Genomic DNA, 17,597 nt, shown 5'->3' on the forward strand with positions numbered 1-17,597 from the left:
TTGGAAATGAAAAATATTATTGGCGTTCTCTTACTTGCCTGTTGCATAATTAGTGCTCGTGCACAACAGAACACAACACTTAAAATTGCCGATCAGGTTAGCGGTCTGCCACTTACAGGAGCTACTGTTGTGATAAACAAGCGCAGCTATTTCAGTGATCGCTCTGGTTCCGTAGAATTGAATTATCCACCGGGAAAATATCAGTTGAAATTGTATCTGATGAATTATGTGAGTCTTGATACCTTAGTTATTTTACCGAATAAGAACCTCATGATATTGATGCGCCAAAGGGTAAATCAATTGGAAGAAGTAACGGTAAGTACAGGCTATCAAAAGGTAAATGCTGAAAGGCTAACAGGCGCTTATCAGCAAATTAATGCCGCTACGTTAAACGAGCAGGTAGGCAGCAGCATTATGGCCCGGCTTGAAGCCATCGGTAATGGCATTAGCATTGACCGCGAAGGCTATTACCGTGATCGGATGAGTATACGCGGGGTTGCTACCTTTGGTGGTCCGGGCGAAATACTGGTTGTGCTGGATAATTTCCCTTACGAGGGGAGCCTAGACAATATTAACCCAAACGATGTAGAAAGCATTAGTGTATTAAAAGATGCCGCAGCTACTTCTATCTGGGGAAGCCGTGCGGGTAACGGCGTAATTGTAATTAATACTAAGAAAGGTAAGTATAATCAGCCCTTAAGTGTTAGCACTAATATGGCAGGTACTTTCAAAGCGGCACCCGATTTATACCGCCTGCCGCAAATAAGCAGTAGTGATTACATTGATGTAGAATTGCAGCTGTATAAGGCTGGCTTTTATACATCCGATTACAACAGCCCAAGCAAACCAGTGTTTTCTCCGGTGGTGGACCTGATGTACAATTCTGCTTTGTCACAGGCACAAAAAGAAGCTGAGATTGCCACCTACCGCACCAAAGATGTGCGTGATGATTTTACCCGTTATTTTTACCGTAATACCTATGCTCAGCAGTATTACGTACAGGCGGCAGCTGGCGCGAAAGGCTTCGGGTGGACAGCCTCGGCAGGTTATGACCGGTCATCAACAGAACTTAATGCTTTAAACAACCGGCTTAGCCTGAAGTATGGACTTAGTTTCGACCTTGTTAAAAACTTAAAGCTTGATGTTGGTTTACTTTATACCGGTAGCAATGGTACCAGTGGTAAGAGCGGTTATGGCAGTGTCGTTTCTGCGAGCAGTAATCTTTACCCCTATGCCAGCTTTACGGATGCAAACGGAAATGCACTGCCCATTGCCAGGGGTTATAGTGCCAGTTACATCAATAGCCTCAGTAACACTAAACTGCTCGACTGGCGTTACTATCCGCTAACCGATGACAACTTTCAGCAAACCAAAGTCCATCAAGACGACCTGAACCTCAATGCGGGGCTTAACTATAAATGGAAAGGTTTATCGGCCACTCTGTTATACCGTTTGGAACGGCAATATGGAAAAAGCGAAACACTCTACGAGATGGGGAGTTTTTATACGCGTAATCTGATCAATAGTTTTACCCAGGCGGGCACAGGTGGCAGCCTGGTTTACAAAATACCTCTGGGTGCTATTGATGACCGCTCTACCGCTTTGCTCCATGCTCATGACCTCCGGGCGCAAGTAAATTATACTAAGCAAACGGGGCAACATGGAATCGACATCATGATTGGCGCTGAGCGTCGGGAGCAAGACGATACAGGCGATAAATACCGGAGTTATGGCTACAATACTGCTGTATTAAGTACTACGACAGTTGATTACGTATCGGCTTTTCCCAATTATGTCACAGGAAGCAGTGCTTATATTTCAGATGGACAAAGTTTAAACCATACTAATAACCGCTATGTAAGTGCCTATGGAAATTTTAACTACAATTACCGTGAACAATATTTATTGTATGGCAGCGCACGTCGGGATGCCACTAATTTCTTTGGCGTAAATACCAACGATAAGTGGAAACCACTTTGGAGTATGGGTACGGGTTGGATTATCTCGAAAGCAGGATTCTACCATTCAGACGCAGTAGAATTTTTAAAGCTCCGGCTAAGTTATGGGTTCAGCGGTAACGCCGATCCATCTCAAACCGCGGTAACTACACTTCAGTATTATGGCACTTCGATCTATACCCAAACACCTTATGCAATAATAGATAAAAAGGCAAATCCCGATCTAAAATGGGAAACTGTGGGCACCTCCAACCTCGGTATTGATTTCAAGATGCTTAATGGTCGTTTGAGTGGCAGTGTAGATGCCTACATCAAAACCGGGAAAGATTTGTTAGGTGTTTACCCTATTGATTATACCACCGGGGTTGGTTCGTACATTACCCGCAATATTGCCTCTATGCAAGGTAAGGGATTGGATATTCAGCTCAATAGTATCAATACAAAAGGGCAGCTAAAATGGCAAACGCAGGTAAATGTAAGCCGTAATGCTACCAAAGTAACCAACTATTATGTACTGGCTACTAATGCTTACGAATGGGTAGGCGGTACAAGTGCCAACATCAGCGGCATAGTGGGTAGCCCCCTTTATAGTGTTTATGCTTTCAAAAGTCCGGGTCTGGATGCTGCAGGTGATCCGATCGCTTACCTAAATGGTGTGACCAGCAAGAATTACCAAAGTATAGTAACTACCGGTACATCGATAAACGACCTTAAATTCTTTGGTTCGGCCTTGCCTACTTTTTTTGGGAATCTGCAAAACCGTTTCACTTATAAAGGATTGAGCTTACAGGTTGCCATTAGTTTTAAACTAGGCTATTATTTTAGACGCAGTACCATAAGCTATAGTAACCTGGTAAATAATGGGAAAGGACACAGTGATTTTGCCGAACGATGGCAGAAAGCTGGCGATGAAGCCACCACTACTATACCCTCCTTTATCTACCCCAGCAACAGCTACAGGGATATGTTTTATGCCGCTTCGGAAGTGCTGATCGAAAAAGGTGATCATATTCGCTTTCAGTATGCCAACCTGAGCTATAGCCTGCCCAAAGGCTTATTCGGGGCCAAACTACGCTCGGCCGAAATTTACCTGAATACCAGCAATCTGGGCATTTTGTGGCGCGCCAACAAAAAAGGTATCGATCCCGAATATTCAGGTACAAGTACACTCTTACCCGCCAAAACGTTATCGGCAGGGTGCAGGCTTAACTTTTAATACGAACAAGATGAAAAAAGATATAATACCGTTTTTAAAAATAGCTATCCTGATCTTGCTTATGGCAACAGGTTTAGGCTGTAAAAAATACCTGGATGAAAAGCCCGATCAGAAACTGGCTACTATCCAAACTACCGATGATATGCAGGCATTGCTTGATTATTATCTTAAAATGAATTTTGCTGATCCGGCTGTACCCAATGCCTGTGTCGACGATTATTATGTAACCAATGAAGTATTTGCTGCCCGTTCTGTAGAAGATCAGAATATGTATTTATGGAAGGGGGATCACAACTTCGGGGCTTCATCATCACAGTGGTTTTCACCCTACGAAATGGTCTATATCTGTAATTCCATACTTGATGCGCTGGATAAGTTTGAACCTTCTGCCACAACCAATCACATCAAAGCACAGACTTTATTCCATAGAGGGAGAGCATTTCTAAATATAATTGGCATCTGGACCAAACCCTATAATGCCGCTACAGCGGCGACTGATTTAGGGATTCCACTTAGAGTAGACGCCAACTTCAATGTTGTTTCTGTCAGGGCATCTTTGGCCGAAAGTTATGCCCAGGTATTGGGTGACCTGAAAGCTGCGTTAACATATCTGCCTGCAAGAGATATCTCAGTAGTCAGACCCTCGAAAGGTGCCACTTACGGTATGCTGAGCAGAACCTACCTACAAATGCGGGATTATATTAATGCCGGACTCTATGCAGACAGTGCTTTGCAGATTCAAAACACATTAATGGATTTTAATAGCCTTACTGCTTCGGCGAACTTTCCGATCGCGCAACAAAATATTGAAGTATTATTTGATAGCAGGGCGCCTACTGTAGCCATTGCCTCCCAAACCAGGGCATTGATCAATCCTGATCTGTACAATCTATATTCAGCCAATGATCTCCGTAAAACCGTTTATTTTAAAGCGAGCGGTACAGCTTACATTTTTAAAGGGTATTATACAGGTGCAGCTTCTGTATTTAATGGAGTTGCTACCGATGAGATGCTTTTAACAAGGGCTGAATGTTATGCCCGCGCAAATCAAATTACCAAAGCGTTGGCCGATTTGAACAACCTGCTCGCAAATCGCTATAAAAAAGGGACCTTTACAGCTTATGCCAACCAAAGCCCGACAGCTTTGCTCGCATTGATCAAAAATGAACGTAGGAAAGAATTAATTATGCGGACTTTGCGTTGGGGCGATATTAAAAGATGGAACATGGAAGGTGATGAAATACCAATGAGCCGGACGATAAATGGAGCACAAACAGTTTTACAGCCTAATAGTCTGCGTTATGCGCTGCCATTTCCAGAAGATGTTATTTCGCTAAGCGGAATGCCGCAAAACCCTTAAAAAAAATGCCATGCATAGCTTGTGGAACAGTTCAAAATTATCCACAAGCTGCACGGCATACCAGGTAACCAATCACCGCTCCGTTATGGTTTTTTGTAGATAGCCACATTCATGATGTCGTTATCTGTTGGAAAAACTACAGTGCTTTTTAAATGGCTATCCAATTCTCCTTCAGTATCGATACTCTCATCCAGTCTCAACACGCAGGGCAAATCAACGCCGGTTTCACATGGCGAAGATGTTGGTGCGGAAATCTGGGTGTAACTTGCGCCATCACGAAGATCACCGGCATCATCTGATTCATACTGCCAATAACTGTAATCAGTTTTTGGCTTTACTTCGGTAAACGCATTCAGTGTTACCGCAAGGCCGAACCCAATAAGGGCTACAAGACCTCCTTTTAAAATTGTTTTCATAATATTTAACTTTTAGTTTACTGAAACCAAAAAGTACTACCCTAATGACGTGAACCACTCCGCTGAATGATGATGATAACCGTATCGGTACAGGTTCAGATCACAAGGGTATTGAGTTCTGATTTCTTACACTAATTTAGGTACGGATCGTGGTGTTGCTTTCAGGGAAAAAACATGAAATTTACAGGGAAATCATGTATTTATAGCTGTGAAATAGTGTATTGCCGATGTAGAACTAGTCTGCTAATTATAAAGGGTTAATAGATATCCATACTCAATACCCAGGTAGTTTGCCATATCTCCCTTTGACATGAGATTAAGAATTGATTTGAAATGCTGTTTAAACTGCTCAACCCGCCCTTCTGCAGCGTAATTGTCCATTAGCATCGATCTGAATGCAATAGCTTGATCATAACTTTCACAAATCCCATCATGAATCTGTTGCAGCTCAGGATATAATTTGTTTAGCTCGTTCAGTTGAGTTCGGTTTATTTCATAAACAATGCAATTGTTGTATGCGACAATGTAGTTAGACTGATTCCGTTTTCCAGTAACGATGAACTGATCTGCAGTGATAAAATTTACGATAGTTGGATGGCTCCTTCTCCATGAATCAAATTCTTTTAGTGCACCCGAAACAACATAAGCAATGGTGCCGTTTTCACGAACAAGATTTTCGTCTTTCTTTAATTTACTTACGCTGATTGAGCCAATAATTTTTTCCCATGCCTCCGGTCGTAAAGCACCCAGGCTTTGCAAATGAACTTTTAATTGTTGAAGATATTCCATTTCCATAGGCCAATGAATTAAGCAAAAGAAACTGCCAGCTTACATTTTGGCCATGAGGCCGGCAGCTCTCCTGCTATCAATGTGTGATAAATCAGTATGCATACTGTGATAAAAGTATTTATGCTTTTTGATGTCTCCAAATTTTTGGACATCAAATGTGTTATGTGGTTAAAATCAGTAAGTATCTGGTATCTAGCGTGGTATAATAAAAATTATTGATTTGATTTTCAATTGTTTGATTCATTTTAAAATATTTTTTCACCACAAAAATTGCAAATTATAATTTCTTTGGTTTTATTTGACTGTTCACATAGGCATTGTAGTAAAATGTCATGACTATATAACACCATCCCATTTTCATTTTTACTTCTGTTGAAACAGTATCCCCTTGTCATGTTTCCAGATTTAAGTAATCATGAGCCAACTACCGACAGTACATAAGTCTGCTACAAGTGAGATTTAGCGGCAATTATATTAATTGTTTCCCATTAATCGGGATAGTCTATACCCTCGTACGGTTTACTTGAAGCGACCATTTAGCGTTAGGCTTAAGTCGGAAATAAGCGACATCTCAAAAATGTATTATAAATGAAAAAACAATTAAAAAAAGGGAAATCTGAACCCGAAACAAATCAGTTAAGATTGCAAAATGACGCTGAAGCATCAGAAAAAGCCGAGGCTGGAAATGATCATAGAAACTCCACAAAGAAAATCTATTGGAGTTTAGTAGATTGCGAGCTCGGCAAAAAAAAAATAAGTTTGTCGCTTAATGACGTATTGCGCTTCGCAACGCACAGTCCATATAGCATTGTCTATTTAAAAAATGGAGAGAATAAAAATATTCGTACCACAAAAAGTGAATTACGCACATGTCTCGATCCCGGGCGTTTTGCAGAAACATCCGGCGGATGTTTTTATTCTTTAGACATGATTGCTGGGATTGAAGGGACTAAACAAAACGGAAAAATTATCCTGAAACCAGGAAATAGGGATGATCAACCCCTAAAAATCAGCAGAAGGTTTTTTAACAGTTTTTATAAGGCATTTTCTCTCTATGTAGTTAATAACCAGTTAAATGTGGAAAAAAATTTTTAAACATAATTTTATATTTAGTTTCCCAGATAATTAAATTAGATTAATCATTTGGCCATGAGGCAAAATTTCAAACCGCTTTGAATTGCTTAAACTTTATTGCATTGATTAAAATAAAGGGAAAGTGGATTCGGGCATAAAAAATTACGCTGTTATGAACAAATTTGATCAATTTTTAAAACTACTCGTTAATGTGTTCCTGCTCTTTAGAGATTATCTTCAGGCAAACCAAATGCTTAATCTTGAACTTCGTGACGATGAGGTGCTTACGCTACAACAGGTTAAAGATTACTTAAAAATCAGTGAAGCCACTTACAAAAGAAAAGTTAAAGCAGGCGTCATCAGGCCTGTTAAAATGCCTGGAGGAGAACGTGTTTTGAAAAGTCAGTTAGAGCAGGAATTAAACGAAAGCCTCCGCAAAGGCCGCATTTAAATTTACAAAAATGAAAGGTAGAGTGATGTTGTGATACATCCCGCACTTTAGCACTTTACCTTTTTCGGCTTCCATTTCCCATTGTTTGTTAACCCATCGTTTGCACCTGGTTAACACCTCGCTTACCTTTTCTGTACCTATTCTTAACCTTTTCTCTACCTATTGTTAACCCATTGGTAACCTATCCTTAACCCTTTGGTAACCCCCAGAGTTAACGAAAGGTTAATAAATAGTAGAAAATGGGTAACGATCATGCAGATTAAAGCCTATCCATTTTTAACCTGCTTTTGAACCTTTGCGCTTCTGAAACACTGTACCCCTTGATTTTTCGTGCTCAAAGGCTGGCATATTGATAGCTCATTTTAGCTCATGTGCCTAGTCAAATCAGCTCAATGTAGCTCAATGTAGCTCAATTGAGCTCAAAATGTTTTTTCCGTTTCATCAGTATATAGTTTTGGTTAACGGATCGAAAATATACCGGTATTAAACATCCAGAAACAAATTTATTTACTTAAAAATCCAAAATTATGGGAACTTACAAAAACGGCCTGAATGGCTCAGTTTCAGGAAAAGTAGGAGCTGTAGTAGGCAGCAACTGGCGCAGCATCGAATACTTTCGAAGCTTACTTAAAAAAAGCTCGAAAGAACCAACAGTTGATCAGATTACGCAACGTGCCAAGTTTGCCCTGGCACCATTTTATCTGAGGCCAATCAAAGATGTCCTGAATATAGGCTTCGGCGATAAAAATCTGAACAAAATTACCGGCTACAATGCAGCAGTGAAATTGTTCATTACCCAGGCAGTGATCGGGGCTTATCCGGATTACATTATTGATTTTTCGAAAGTGATTATGAGCAAAGGTTCGCTTTCACCCATCGTAAATCTGGCAGTTGGCCTGGAAGATGATACTTTAACTTTTACCTGGAAGAAGCTATTGAACAAGTTTTCTGCTTTTATAGACGATAGTTTAATTTTCATTGTATTGGACTCGACTAAAATGATGTACCTCGTATTTGATGATATTGTTCGCGACGATGAGCAATATACTGTCGATATGGGCGGTGATTACAGCGGCGACACAATGCACATCTGGGCTTTCGCCGTAAAACGAGGCGATGCTGCGGTTTCAAACAGCCAGTATGTAGGTGCATTGACCATGCCCTAATGATCACTAAAAACTAGAATAGCTGTTTGGTGACAACGGAAAAATGTCGCCACATGATGGAATAATATAAATAGTTCCGGCATTCGCCAAACAGCTTTCTATCTATTTTCTTCAATATTCACTTATTAAATTAATAATTATGAGAACTTTAATTCTTAGCCCCTTATCATGGGCCGGCAAAAAATACCATTATATCATCATTGCAGTATTGATGCTGATGTTAGTCTATCAGCTTATACCCACTGTTCTAAGTCATTTTGATCCGGGTACTGCTGTTCTTGATGCAGCAATCTGGCAGTTACTTGCTTTCAGCTTTATTACCTTCCTGAGTGTATTGGTCATCTGCTGGTACATATTCCGTTTTGCCTGGAACAGGCTCAGCCTTCCGGGTTCCATCTTTATGGTTTCACAATTTAAAGCTTTATCACCATGGCAACAATTAAGTTTTTATTTTGCATCCTTTGCACTGCTTGTATTTGCAGCAGTGGGCTGCTTAGTGGCGGTATTTTAGGAAGCGGCAAAATAGGAAGAAATTTCCCCTCATCAAATTATCTCATTCCCACCATAGTCAATAAATCTGATTCGGTAGCCGCCAGGCTGCGAATCATCTCCATTGCACAGGCCCAACTCGGTGTTCGCGAGACTACGGGTAACAACGATGGAGTTGCCGTAGAAAACTATCTCCGTTATACTGGAAATGTAAAAGGAGACCCTTGGTGTGCCGCGTTTGTAAGCTGGGTTTACGGACGGGCGGGATTAAAACTCCCGCATACCGCCTGGAGCCCAAGCCTATTTCCTACTAATCGAAGAGTTAATACCCCTCAGCCTGCTGATGTGTTTGGGATTTACTTTCCAGGCCTGAAGCGGATTGCGCATTGTGGTATTGTCAAAACAAAGCGTGGCTCGTGGATCGTCACCATTGAAGGTAATACTAACATAACAGGCAGCAGGGAAGGAGATGGGGTGTACAGTAAATACAGGCACAAGCGCACAATCAGGTACTATGCGGATTGGCTGAAAGGAGGTGGAACATGAAAAGGTTTTTAATCATAGTCTTTTTTTGTTCCTGCAGCGCGCTGAGGAAGGAAAGTGCCTCCAACATCCACAAACTTCAGGAAACGCGACATCTAAGCTCCAGTTTGTTTAGCCATCGATCCTGGAGTATTTTGAGCAATGATAGTTTGTCCAATGAAACCTTTTGGCGTATTTGGCCAAAAGGAGCTGTAAGCTATTCAAGGGATAGCGGCTTTAAAGGTGAAGCTGCGCTGATTGAAATACAGCAAAAAGAAATGCGAAAGGTTAATGCAAAGGCAAAAGGTTCAGATTCTACAAGTTTAGATAGACAGCTCAGTACTGAAACAAAGCAGAAGGAAACTGCTGAAAGTCACGTAGAGGTCGGATGGCGAAACTGGTATTGGGCCGCGGGGATTGGTTTGATCTTAATCCTGTGTTTATGGTTGTTGTGGAAGTTGCTGCAAAACTCAGTTCGTTGACATTTATGATTTGCTTCGTGCCTCTCTGACCTTCATTGCGAGGTACGAAGCAATTTCTGCTTATATCCTTACTACCTGGCTTCAGTGAAGGCCTCCAATTAATTTTCAAGTTTGTAAAACCTTTTCATTTCAGCTTTGTTATGTGGCTGTCTTATTCTTAATACTATGAGTAGTTATATTGAAACCCTTGGCTGGGTAGCATTAGCCATTTCAAATGCAGTGGCATTTCTTGCTTTACGCAACTTGAAACAAAAAGAGCAACGTCGGGAGAGTCAACAAAGCATCCAGAAGTGGCTAGCATAATACATTTGCGTTCTGTTCCCTCTAACAATTTTCACTTTTCCAGATCTATCAAGCAAATCATTTAATTCTGTATGTTTGTGTTTTTTAAACAGAATATTTTATGAAGGTTGCTTTAATTACAGGTGTAACAGGACAGGATGGTGCTTATTTAGCTGAGTTTCTTTTGAAAAAAGGCTATTTTGTACATGGGCTTAAACGCCGTTCTTCTTCTTTTAATACCGACCGGATCGATCATTTGTATCAGGATCAGCATGAAAACGATGTACAGTTTAAATTGCACTATGGAGATTTAACTGATTCAACTAACCTGATCCGGATCATTCAGGAAACCCAACCCGATGAAATTTATAATTTGGCGGCAATGAGCCATGTGCAGGTAAGTTTCGAAATGCCCGAATATACAGCTAATGCTGATGGTATTGGAACGTTACGTTTACTGGAAGCGGTGAGAATTTTAGGCTTAACCAAGAAAACGAAGGTTTACCAGGCAAGTACTTCAGAACTTTATGGTTTGGTACAAGCTGTACCACAATCAGAAACTACACCTTTCTACCCACGTTCACCATATGCAGTAGCAAAAATGTACGGCTACTGGATTACCGTAAATTATCGCGAAGCATATGGCATGTATGCTTGCAATGGAATTTTATTCAATCACGAAAGTCCGCTAAGAGGAGAAACATTTGTAACCAGAAAAATAACTAGAGCCGCTTCTAAAATTGTTTTAGGTCTACAGAAGTGTTTATATCTGGGCAACCTTTCCGCGCAACGAGATTGGGGGCATGCGAAAGATTATATAGAAGCGATGTGGCTGATATTGCAACAGGAAAAACCAGAAGATTTTGTTATAGCAACCGGAATAACCACTACCGTACGTGATTTTGTGAAAATGAGTTTTGCAGAGTTGGGTATCGACATAGAATTCTCTGGCAAAGATGAAAATGAAAAGGGTGTGATCATTGGGATAGATATGGAAACGGTTAGTCGTTTAGGATTGGATGCTGGTAAGCTGTTTTTAGGCAGCACGGTGGTAAAAGTTGATCCAAAATATTTCAGACCAACAGAGGTAGATTTGCTTTTAGGTGATCCAACTAAATCAAAAACGCAATTGGGTTGGGAGCCTAAATATGATTTGCCGGCATTAGTAAAAGACATGGTTATTTCTGATTTGCACTTGATGAAAAAAGATGAATATTTGAAGAATGGCGGTTTTAAAACGTTGAATTATTTTGAATAAGTTAGGGTTTATTGCAATCGTATGTTGAATTTATGTTAAATCAACTCGTGATAAAAAAAGCGTCGACTAGTTGTATGATTTCATCTACTAATTGGCTTCGACTTCAGTAGCTTGATTGTTATTAACGCCAAAAGTTGTAATTTCGAAATAAAATCGCTCTGTCCCGGTCTTCTTCAAGTATATAGCACTTTGACATGTCCATATACCAGTTAAACTGATCAAGAGATAATTTAAAATTTATGTTTAGTTTTTTTAGAAAAAAAAATAAGGTTACAGACATTTCGTGGCTAGGTATAGACATTCATTCGCATATATTGCCAGGTATAGATGACGGATCACCAGATGTGGCAACATCTATTCGCTTTGTTAAAGCCCTACAGGAGTTGGGTTTTGACCAATTGATCGCTACGCCCCACATTTATAAAGAACTTTATCCCAACACACCAGAAACTATCAGGGCTGCGAAAAACGCATTGCAGATGGAAATGGATAGCCAACATATATCATTGAAACTAGGTGCTGCTGCTGAGTATATGGTGGACCAGGATTTTTCATTGGATGAGCCGCTATGTAAATTGGATCAAAAGCATGTCTTAATAGAAATGTCTTATTTAAATGAAACGCCTGATATCAGTAAAACTATATTTGATATTGAAATTGCTGGTTACCAACCAATACTCGCCCATCCGGAACGTTATACATTTTATTTTAAAGACAAAACTAGGCTTCGGAGATTTAAGGAAAAAGGTTGTTTATTTCAATTAAATCTTTTGTCTGTTTTAGGATATTATGGTAAGGAAGTAAAGCTTCTTGCGGAAGGATTAATCAAAGAAAATATGTATGATCTAGCGGGCACCGATTTACATCATGATAAGCATCTGAACACTCTTAATGAGGCAATAATATCTGGCAGATTATACGAGTTGATTGGAGATTATAATTTTAAAAATCGTGAAATTTTTACTTAAGCATTGAAGAAGCAAAGCGGGTTTAGTTGCTTGCGTGTTTTTAGTAATATGTTAAAAATGAAAACATCCTTCAATAGAACTATTATCTGGCAAGTGGTTTCCAGATATTACAATTAAATGATTAAGTTTGTAACCTGTCTGTTATGCTATACTGATTTTGGACAGAAATAAATCTATGAATAAACAAAATAATGTGATTAAAACGTTAAGCAAAGTGACCGCTTTGTTCATTTTAGCGTTAACTTCATCTTGTGTCAGTAATAAAAAAATTGCTTACTTTCAAGATATTCAGGCAATAAATCAAGCAAAGTTAGAAAATGCGACTACATTTACGGAACCCGTAATTCAACCTGACGATTTATTAAGTATTAATATTTTCACCCTAACTCCACAAACGGGTGCTGTAATCAATCAGGCTGCAAGTACGCCGACTTTAGGAGGTAATACCAACAATAGTTTATCAACCCAAAATACCGGTTTTTTAGTAGACAAAAATGGGGAAATAGAACTTTCTTTAATTGGAAAAATCAAAGTTTCAGGTCTAACAACCTATCAGGCTAGAGAATTAATTAGAGATAAGGCAGCCGAAGTATACAAACAGCCAAACGTTCAATTACGATTTGCTAATTTTAAAGTAAGTGTATTGGGTGAAGTGAATTCACCCTCAGCGTATACCTTGCCTAATGAAAAGGTTTCTATATTAGATGCACTTAGTTTGGCTGGCGATCTGACTATTTATGGGAAAAGAGAAAATGTGTTGATCGTACGCGATAATGATGGCAAAAAGGAATTTGCTCGTTTAAATTTGAATTCCTCTGAAATATTTAATAGCCCATTCTACTATCTAAAGCAAAATGATGTGATTTACGTAGAGCCTAACAAAGCTCGCGTTTCTGCTAACAATGCAGCTCAAGTTCAAACAATTGGAATTGTTACTTCAATAGTTTCAGTGTTAATCGTAGCAATCACCGCATTTAAATAATACCATAAGATGCCTAGTATACAGACAGAAAATAAAATTTTTAGTGGTCAGGATGAAAGTATAGACCTTAAAAAGATTTTTAGTACATTATTTGATAAATGGCACTGGTTTCTTATGAGTGTCATCATTTTCGTTATAGCCGCATTCATGTACACCAGATATACGGCTCCAATTTTTCAAATCAATGCAAAGTTGCTGGTTAATGATGATGAAAAGGGAGGTGGTTTGGGAAAACAAGCAGGCTCTCTCATGGATTTGGGCGGGATTTTAGGATCTCGTAACTCTGTAGAAAATGAGGTTGAAATTTTAAAGACCAGGTTCTTGATGGAGCAAGTTGTAAGGCAAATGCAACTAAATATTACATATTCGAGAAAAATTAATCTGGTTAGTAGAGAGCTTTATCAAGCTCCATTCAGAATAGTTATTGAAAAAGGGGTGGATACAATTCTTGCAACCCGATTAGATATCGATATTAAACCTCAAGGAAAGTTAAGGATAACGAGTGATCATTTTGAAAAAGATGTAACTTTCAATGAAATTTTCGACTTAAAAGGTGTAGGAAAGGTTAAAGTTACTCCCGGTTCAGATGGCGTTATGCCCATTGGAGAGTTTTTCGTAACGATTAAGTCTATTGATCAGCGAGTGGCAGAATTAATGAGGCAGTTGTCAGTAGGTGTATCTAATAAACAAGTTACTATAATCGACCTAGGGCTTGCATACCCTCTCCCCAATAAAGGAGAAGATATTCTTAATACAATTATAACCCAATATACAAATACTAATTTGAGCGATAAAAACTCAATTGCTGATAGTACTTATAAATTTATTAAAGAAAGATTAAATGTAATTGCAGCTGAACTTGGTGACGTTGAGGATAATGTTGAAAGCTTTAAAAAGTCTAATAAGCTGGCGGATATGAGTGAGCAAGGTAAATTATTAGTGCAAAATACGGGAGAATTCTCGTCTGAACTAGCTAAAGCCGAGACACAAATCTCTATATTAACTGATCTTGAAAAATATTTGAAAGATGAGACAAAAAATAAGAGGGTTTTTCCAACATCTCTACTTCCTTCAGACATGGTTTTTTCTAATATGATGGGGAATTACAACTCATTGTTAATCGAACGAGACCGCCTATTGCTTGGCAACACCGAAGAAAGTCCATTTGTCAAAAACATTGACAATCAGATTGCTAGTATGCGTCAAGGTATTTTGGCAAACATTGAAAGCACAAAGAATACATTTGTTTTAACCAGAAGTAAATTGCGAGGTCAGTTGGCAAGTGCTGAAAATCAGATTTCTGATGTGCCACAAATCGAAAAGAACTATCTCAAACTTGCAAGGAACCAGCAAATCAAGCAGGAACTTTACATTTTTCTTATGCAAAAAGCTGAAGAAACTGCAATTTCAAAAACCTCAAACATCTCCGTAGCGAAAGTAATCGATCCCCCTAAATCAGAGGTTAGTCCAATAAGTCCGAAGAAAACCATTTTTTACGCTTTGGCAATTTTGTCTGGTATTGTATTTCCGACTGCATTAATTTTTCTTATTAATATCCTAAACACAACGATATCAACCAAAATGGATATCAGTAGTCAAACAGATGTTCCGGTTATAGGGGAAATAAGTCATAACGACAGTTCTGATAATTTGATAGTTGCCAATCAAAGCCGCTCAGCTATTTCAGAACAGTTTCGCGCACTCCGGACAAATCTATCATTCTTCTTGAAAAATAAAGACGAAAAGGTTATCTTATTGACGTCGAGTATGAGTGGTGAAGGAAAATCATTTACTGCGATTAATCTAGGTAATATATTGGCCCTGGCTGGGAAGAAAGTTTTGTTAATGGAGCTAGACTTAAGAAAGCCAGGATTGTCTGCTAAGCTTGGTTTAGACGGCGGTGTTGGATTTAGTAATTATACAATAACTCCTAATATGGAAGTGGGAGATATTATTAAACCATTAACAATCAACAAAAATATGTTCATTATATCTTCCGGACCTTTACCTCCCAATCCGGCGGAAACTTTAATTAGTGAACGAATGCCTAAACTGATTGAGGAATTAAAAGAGGAATTTGACTATATCATAATGGATGCACCGCCGATCGGTATCATCGCGGATGCACAATTGCTGACACCGTATGCCTCTCTTGTACTCTATCTAGTGCGCCAAAAAGTTACCCGTATAGACCAGTTACATCTTGCACAGGACCTATACAAATCTGGCAAGATGAAGAATATGGGTATTGTTGTAAACGATATTATTAGTAAGTATTACGGTTATGGTTATGGTTACGGGAACTATGGTGAAAGCGTGAATGAAAAATGGTATAAGAAAATATTTAAAAACAGCTAATCAAAGAAATGAATTATACTTTAAAGGTAGCTGAAGTTAGGCATGAAACAGTAGATACGGTTACTCTATGTTTCAAGCAACCTGGTTTGAAAAAAATTAAATATTTGGCTGGGCAGTATTTGACCTTAATATTTAGAATTAACGGCCGCCGGTTCATTCGTCCTTATTCATTTTCGTCATGCCCTGGCGTAGACTCTTTTTTAGAAATTACAGTTAAGCGTGTCGAAAACGGCTTGATATCTAATCATATAAATGACATAGTCCAAGTTGGTGATTCGATTGAGGTAATGCCGCCGATGGGAGACTTTATTTTCGAAGAGAAATATAATTTTACAGATGTTTATTTTTGGGGAGTTGGTAGTGGTATTACACCGCTCCTATCGATCATTAAATATATACTTGCTGAGAAAAACGGGATAAATGTGTTTTTAAATTATGGAAACCGAAATCATGAGTCGACAATATTTAGGGATCAAATTGATCAGTTAAAGGCGAAATATGCTAACCGCTTTTTGGTTAGACATTTCCATACGAAATTAACTGTTGAAGAAGAAAAGCCACATTTGATACAAGGAAGAATTGATCAGAAAAAAGCGCTTGAAATACTTGGAAATCACACAAGCCAGGATCATGTAGGGCATTATATCTGTGGCCCGGTAGGATTAAAAGAATCAGTTAAGAATGCCATTCAATCAAAGTTTGGAAATGTGGAAAATGTTTTTTCCGAAGATTTCGAGCTTATCAAAGACCCAAAAGATTTTGAGAATATACATACACAGAATGTTACATTAAATTTTCAGGGCAATTCGCATATGCTTGAAGTTGTCAAAGGTAAAAGTATATTAGAAGCAGCCTTGAACGCTGATATTGAAATACCGTATTCTTGCCAAACAGGCAACTGTAGCACTTGTAAAGGTGCCTTGCTAAAAGGGGAGGTTAAGATGATAGGCTTAACCAAACAGCGCGATGATCTTTCAGCGGGTGAATACTTACTCTGCTGTACTCATCCTTTAACAGAAAACGTTCACATAGAAATATAAATCAACAATATGAAGGTTGTAATACTTGCAGGTGGTTTAGGTACCCGATTAATGGAAGAGACAGAAGCTCGTCCAAAGCCGATGGTGGAAATTGGTGGTAAGCCAATTTTATGGCATATAATGAAAATTTATGAAGCCTATGGCTATAATGATTTCGTATTGTGTCTTGGATATAAAGCACAGTCAATAAAGGAATATTTTCTGAACTACTATTTATACAATTCTGACGTCTCAATCGATATAGAAAAAAATAAAGTTGATGTTCATTTTTCCAATTCGGAGTCATTTAAAGTTACTTTAGTTGATACAGGTTTAAAAACTAATACAGCAGGTAGGATTAAAAAAATTCAGAAGTATGTGGAAGGTGAAACGTTTATGCTAACTTATGGTGATGGGGTTTCTGACGTAAATATTAAAGAATTAGTAGATTTCCACAATAGCCATGATAGGTTAGCTACTTTAACCAGTATTCAAACTCCAGGTCGTTTCGGGAATATAGAAATGGAAGACAATGGTACAGTTAAACATTTTGTCGAAAAACCTCAGGGGGATGGAATGTGGATCAATGGGGGTTTCTTTGTTCTAAACCCAGGTATCTTCAAGTATCTTGATGGAGACATGGAAGATGTTCAGTGGGAGAATAAGCCCTTGAAAGAAATTGCAAACGACGGACAGCTAGCTGCATTTAAGCACTCGGGTTTCTGGAAGCCTATGGATGCGTTGCGTGATCGCATCGAATTAGAACAACTATGGTCCAGTGGTGAAGCAAAATGGAAAATTTGGTAG

General features: G+C 38.9%; 16 protein-coding genes. 14 read left to right on the forward strand and 2 right to left on the reverse strand.

The annotated features are described in order from the left end of the window. Positions 1 to 6: 6 nt before the first annotated feature. Entirely contained in the window at positions 7 to 3,174 is a 3,168-nt protein-coding gene (locus tag R2Q80_RS19390; RefSeq protein ID WP_316801188.1) for a SusC/RagA family TonB-linked outer membrane protein, read from the forward strand. Between the two features lie 10 nt (positions 3,175 to 3,184). Beyond that, on the forward strand, positions 3,185 to 4,534 hold the full coding sequence (locus tag R2Q80_RS19395) for a RagB/SusD family nutrient uptake outer membrane protein (protein WP_316801189.1): 1,350 nt from the start codon (positions 3,185 to 3,187) through the stop codon (positions 4,532 to 4,534). Positions 4,535 to 4,617: 83 nt separating this feature from the next. Here R2Q80_RS19395 and R2Q80_RS19400 read toward each other — a convergent pair whose 3' ends face one another. Both R2Q80_RS19400 and R2Q80_RS19405 read right to left on the reverse strand, forming a co-directional pair. Next, positions 4,618 to 4,950 (reverse strand): hypothetical protein, encoded by a 333-nt coding sequence (locus R2Q80_RS19400; RefSeq protein ID WP_316801190.1) that lies wholly within the window; start codon positions 4,948 to 4,950, stop codon positions 4,618 to 4,620. Between the two features lie 243 nt (positions 4,951 to 5,193). Next, entirely contained in the window at positions 5,194 to 5,745 is a 552-nt protein-coding gene (locus R2Q80_RS19405) for a hypothetical protein (protein WP_316801191.1), read from the reverse strand. A gap of 582 nt (positions 5,746 to 6,327) precedes the next feature. Here R2Q80_RS19405 and R2Q80_RS19410 point away from each other — a divergent pair. The 12 genes from R2Q80_RS19410 (at position 6,328) to rfbF (ending at position 17,597) form a co-directional block, all read left to right on the forward strand. Next, a complete protein-coding gene (locus R2Q80_RS19410) occupies positions 6,328 to 6,834 on the forward strand; it encodes a hypothetical protein (protein WP_316801192.1) in 507 nt (168 codons plus the stop codon). A 151-nt stretch (positions 6,835 to 6,985) separates the two neighbouring features. Beyond that, complete coding sequence (locus R2Q80_RS19415) at positions 6,986 to 7,264, forward strand: DNA-binding protein (protein WP_316801193.1); 279 nt, start codon at positions 6,986 to 6,988, stop codon at positions 7,262 to 7,264. A gap of 527 nt (positions 7,265 to 7,791) precedes the next feature. After that, positions 7,792 to 8,430, forward strand: a complete 639-nt coding sequence (locus R2Q80_RS19420) for a DUF6266 family protein (RefSeq protein ID WP_316801194.1) — start codon at positions 7,792 to 7,794, stop codon at positions 8,428 to 8,430. A 139-nt stretch (positions 8,431 to 8,569) separates the two neighbouring features. Next, complete coding sequence (locus tag R2Q80_RS19425; protein ID WP_316801195.1) at positions 8,570 to 8,941, forward strand: hypothetical protein; 372 nt, start codon at positions 8,570 to 8,572, stop codon at positions 8,939 to 8,941. Then, entirely contained in the window at positions 8,860 to 9,465 is a 606-nt protein-coding gene (locus R2Q80_RS19430) for a peptidoglycan-binding protein (protein WP_316801196.1), read from the forward strand. The genes R2Q80_RS19425 and R2Q80_RS19430 overlap by 82 nt, the downstream gene beginning before the upstream one ends. Next, positions 9,462 to 9,923 (forward strand): hypothetical protein, encoded by a 462-nt coding sequence (locus R2Q80_RS19435; RefSeq protein WP_316801197.1) that lies wholly within the window; start codon positions 9,462 to 9,464, stop codon positions 9,921 to 9,923. Before R2Q80_RS19430 ends, R2Q80_RS19435 begins: the two co-directional genes overlap by 4 nt. A 403-nt stretch (positions 9,924 to 10,326) precedes the next feature. After that, the gene (gmd, locus tag R2Q80_RS19440; protein ID WP_316801198.1) at positions 10,327 to 11,463 is read left to right on the forward strand and encodes a GDP-mannose 4,6-dehydratase; all 1,137 of its coding nucleotides are present in this window, start codon (positions 10,327 to 10,329) and stop codon (positions 11,461 to 11,463) included. 239 nt (positions 11,464 to 11,702) lie between these two features. After that, positions 11,703 to 12,431: a tyrosine-protein phosphatase gene (locus tag R2Q80_RS19445; protein WP_316801199.1), complete on the forward strand. Its 729-nt coding sequence runs from the start codon at positions 11,703 to 11,705 to the stop codon at positions 12,429 to 12,431. A 175-nt stretch (positions 12,432 to 12,606) separates the two neighbouring features. Then, a complete protein-coding gene (locus tag R2Q80_RS19450) occupies positions 12,607 to 13,413 on the forward strand; it encodes a polysaccharide biosynthesis/export family protein (RefSeq protein WP_316801200.1) in 807 nt (268 codons plus the stop codon). Between the two features lie 9 nt (positions 13,414 to 13,422). Then, positions 13,423 to 15,771, forward strand: a complete 2,349-nt coding sequence (locus R2Q80_RS19455) for a polysaccharide biosynthesis tyrosine autokinase (protein WP_316801201.1) — start codon at positions 13,423 to 13,425, stop codon at positions 15,769 to 15,771. Positions 15,772 to 15,779: 8 nt separating this feature from the next. Further along, on the forward strand, positions 15,780 to 16,811 hold the full coding sequence (locus R2Q80_RS19460; RefSeq protein ID WP_316801202.1) for a ferredoxin--NADP reductase: 1,032 nt from the start codon (positions 15,780 to 15,782) through the stop codon (positions 16,809 to 16,811). 9 nt (positions 16,812 to 16,820) lie between these two features. After that, complete coding sequence (gene rfbF / locus R2Q80_RS19465; protein ID WP_316801203.1) at positions 16,821 to 17,597, forward strand: glucose-1-phosphate cytidylyltransferase; 777 nt, start codon at positions 16,821 to 16,823, stop codon at positions 17,595 to 17,597.

Source organism: Pedobacter frigidisoli (assembly GCF_032678525.1).
GTDB lineage: Bacteria > Bacteroidota > Bacteroidia > Sphingobacteriales > Sphingobacteriaceae > Pedobacter > Pedobacter frigidisoli_A.

Coding starts and splice junctions, on each gene's coding strand:
- R2Q80_RS19390 (WP_316801188.1), top strand. CDS start 7: ATGAAAAATATTATTGGCGTTCTCTTACTTGCCTGTTGCATAATTAGT.
- gmd (WP_316801198.1), top strand. CDS start 10,327: ATGAAGGTTGCTTTAATTACAGGTGTAACAGGACAGGATGGTGCTTAT.
- R2Q80_RS19420 (WP_316801194.1), top strand. CDS start 7,792: ATGGGAACTTACAAAAACGGCCTGAATGGCTCAGTTTCAGGAAAAGTA.
- R2Q80_RS19410 (WP_316801192.1), top strand. CDS start 6,328: ATGAAAAAACAATTAAAAAAAGGGAAATCTGAACCCGAAACAAATCAG.
- R2Q80_RS19430 (WP_316801196.1), top strand. CDS start 8,860: ATGGCAACAATTAAGTTTTTATTTTGCATCCTTTGCACTGCTTGTATT.
- R2Q80_RS19400 (WP_316801190.1), bottom strand. CDS start 4,950: ATGAAAACAATTTTAAAAGGAGGTCTTGTAGCCCTTATTGGGTTCGGC.
- R2Q80_RS19455 (WP_316801201.1), top strand. CDS start 13,423: ATGCCTAGTATACAGACAGAAAATAAAATTTTTAGTGGTCAGGATGAA.
- R2Q80_RS19450 (WP_316801200.1), top strand. CDS start 12,607: ATGAATAAACAAAATAATGTGATTAAAACGTTAAGCAAAGTGACCGCT.
- R2Q80_RS19460 (WP_316801202.1), top strand. CDS start 15,780: ATGAATTATACTTTAAAGGTAGCTGAAGTTAGGCATGAAACAGTAGAT.
- R2Q80_RS19415 (WP_316801193.1), top strand. CDS start 6,986: ATGAACAAATTTGATCAATTTTTAAAACTACTCGTTAATGTGTTCCTG.
- R2Q80_RS19445 (WP_316801199.1), top strand. CDS start 11,703: ATGTTTAGTTTTTTTAGAAAAAAAAATAAGGTTACAGACATTTCGTGG.
- R2Q80_RS19405 (WP_316801191.1), bottom strand. CDS start 5,745: ATGGAAATGGAATATCTTCAACAATTAAAAGTTCATTTGCAAAGCCTG.
- R2Q80_RS19435 (WP_316801197.1), top strand. CDS start 9,462: ATGAAAAGGTTTTTAATCATAGTCTTTTTTTGTTCCTGCAGCGCGCTG.
- R2Q80_RS19395 (WP_316801189.1), top strand. CDS start 3,185: ATGAAAAAAGATATAATACCGTTTTTAAAAATAGCTATCCTGATCTTG.
- R2Q80_RS19425 (WP_316801195.1), top strand. CDS start 8,570: ATGAGAACTTTAATTCTTAGCCCCTTATCATGGGCCGGCAAAAAATAC.
- rfbF (WP_316801203.1), top strand. CDS start 16,821: ATGAAGGTTGTAATACTTGCAGGTGGTTTAGGTACCCGATTAATGGAA.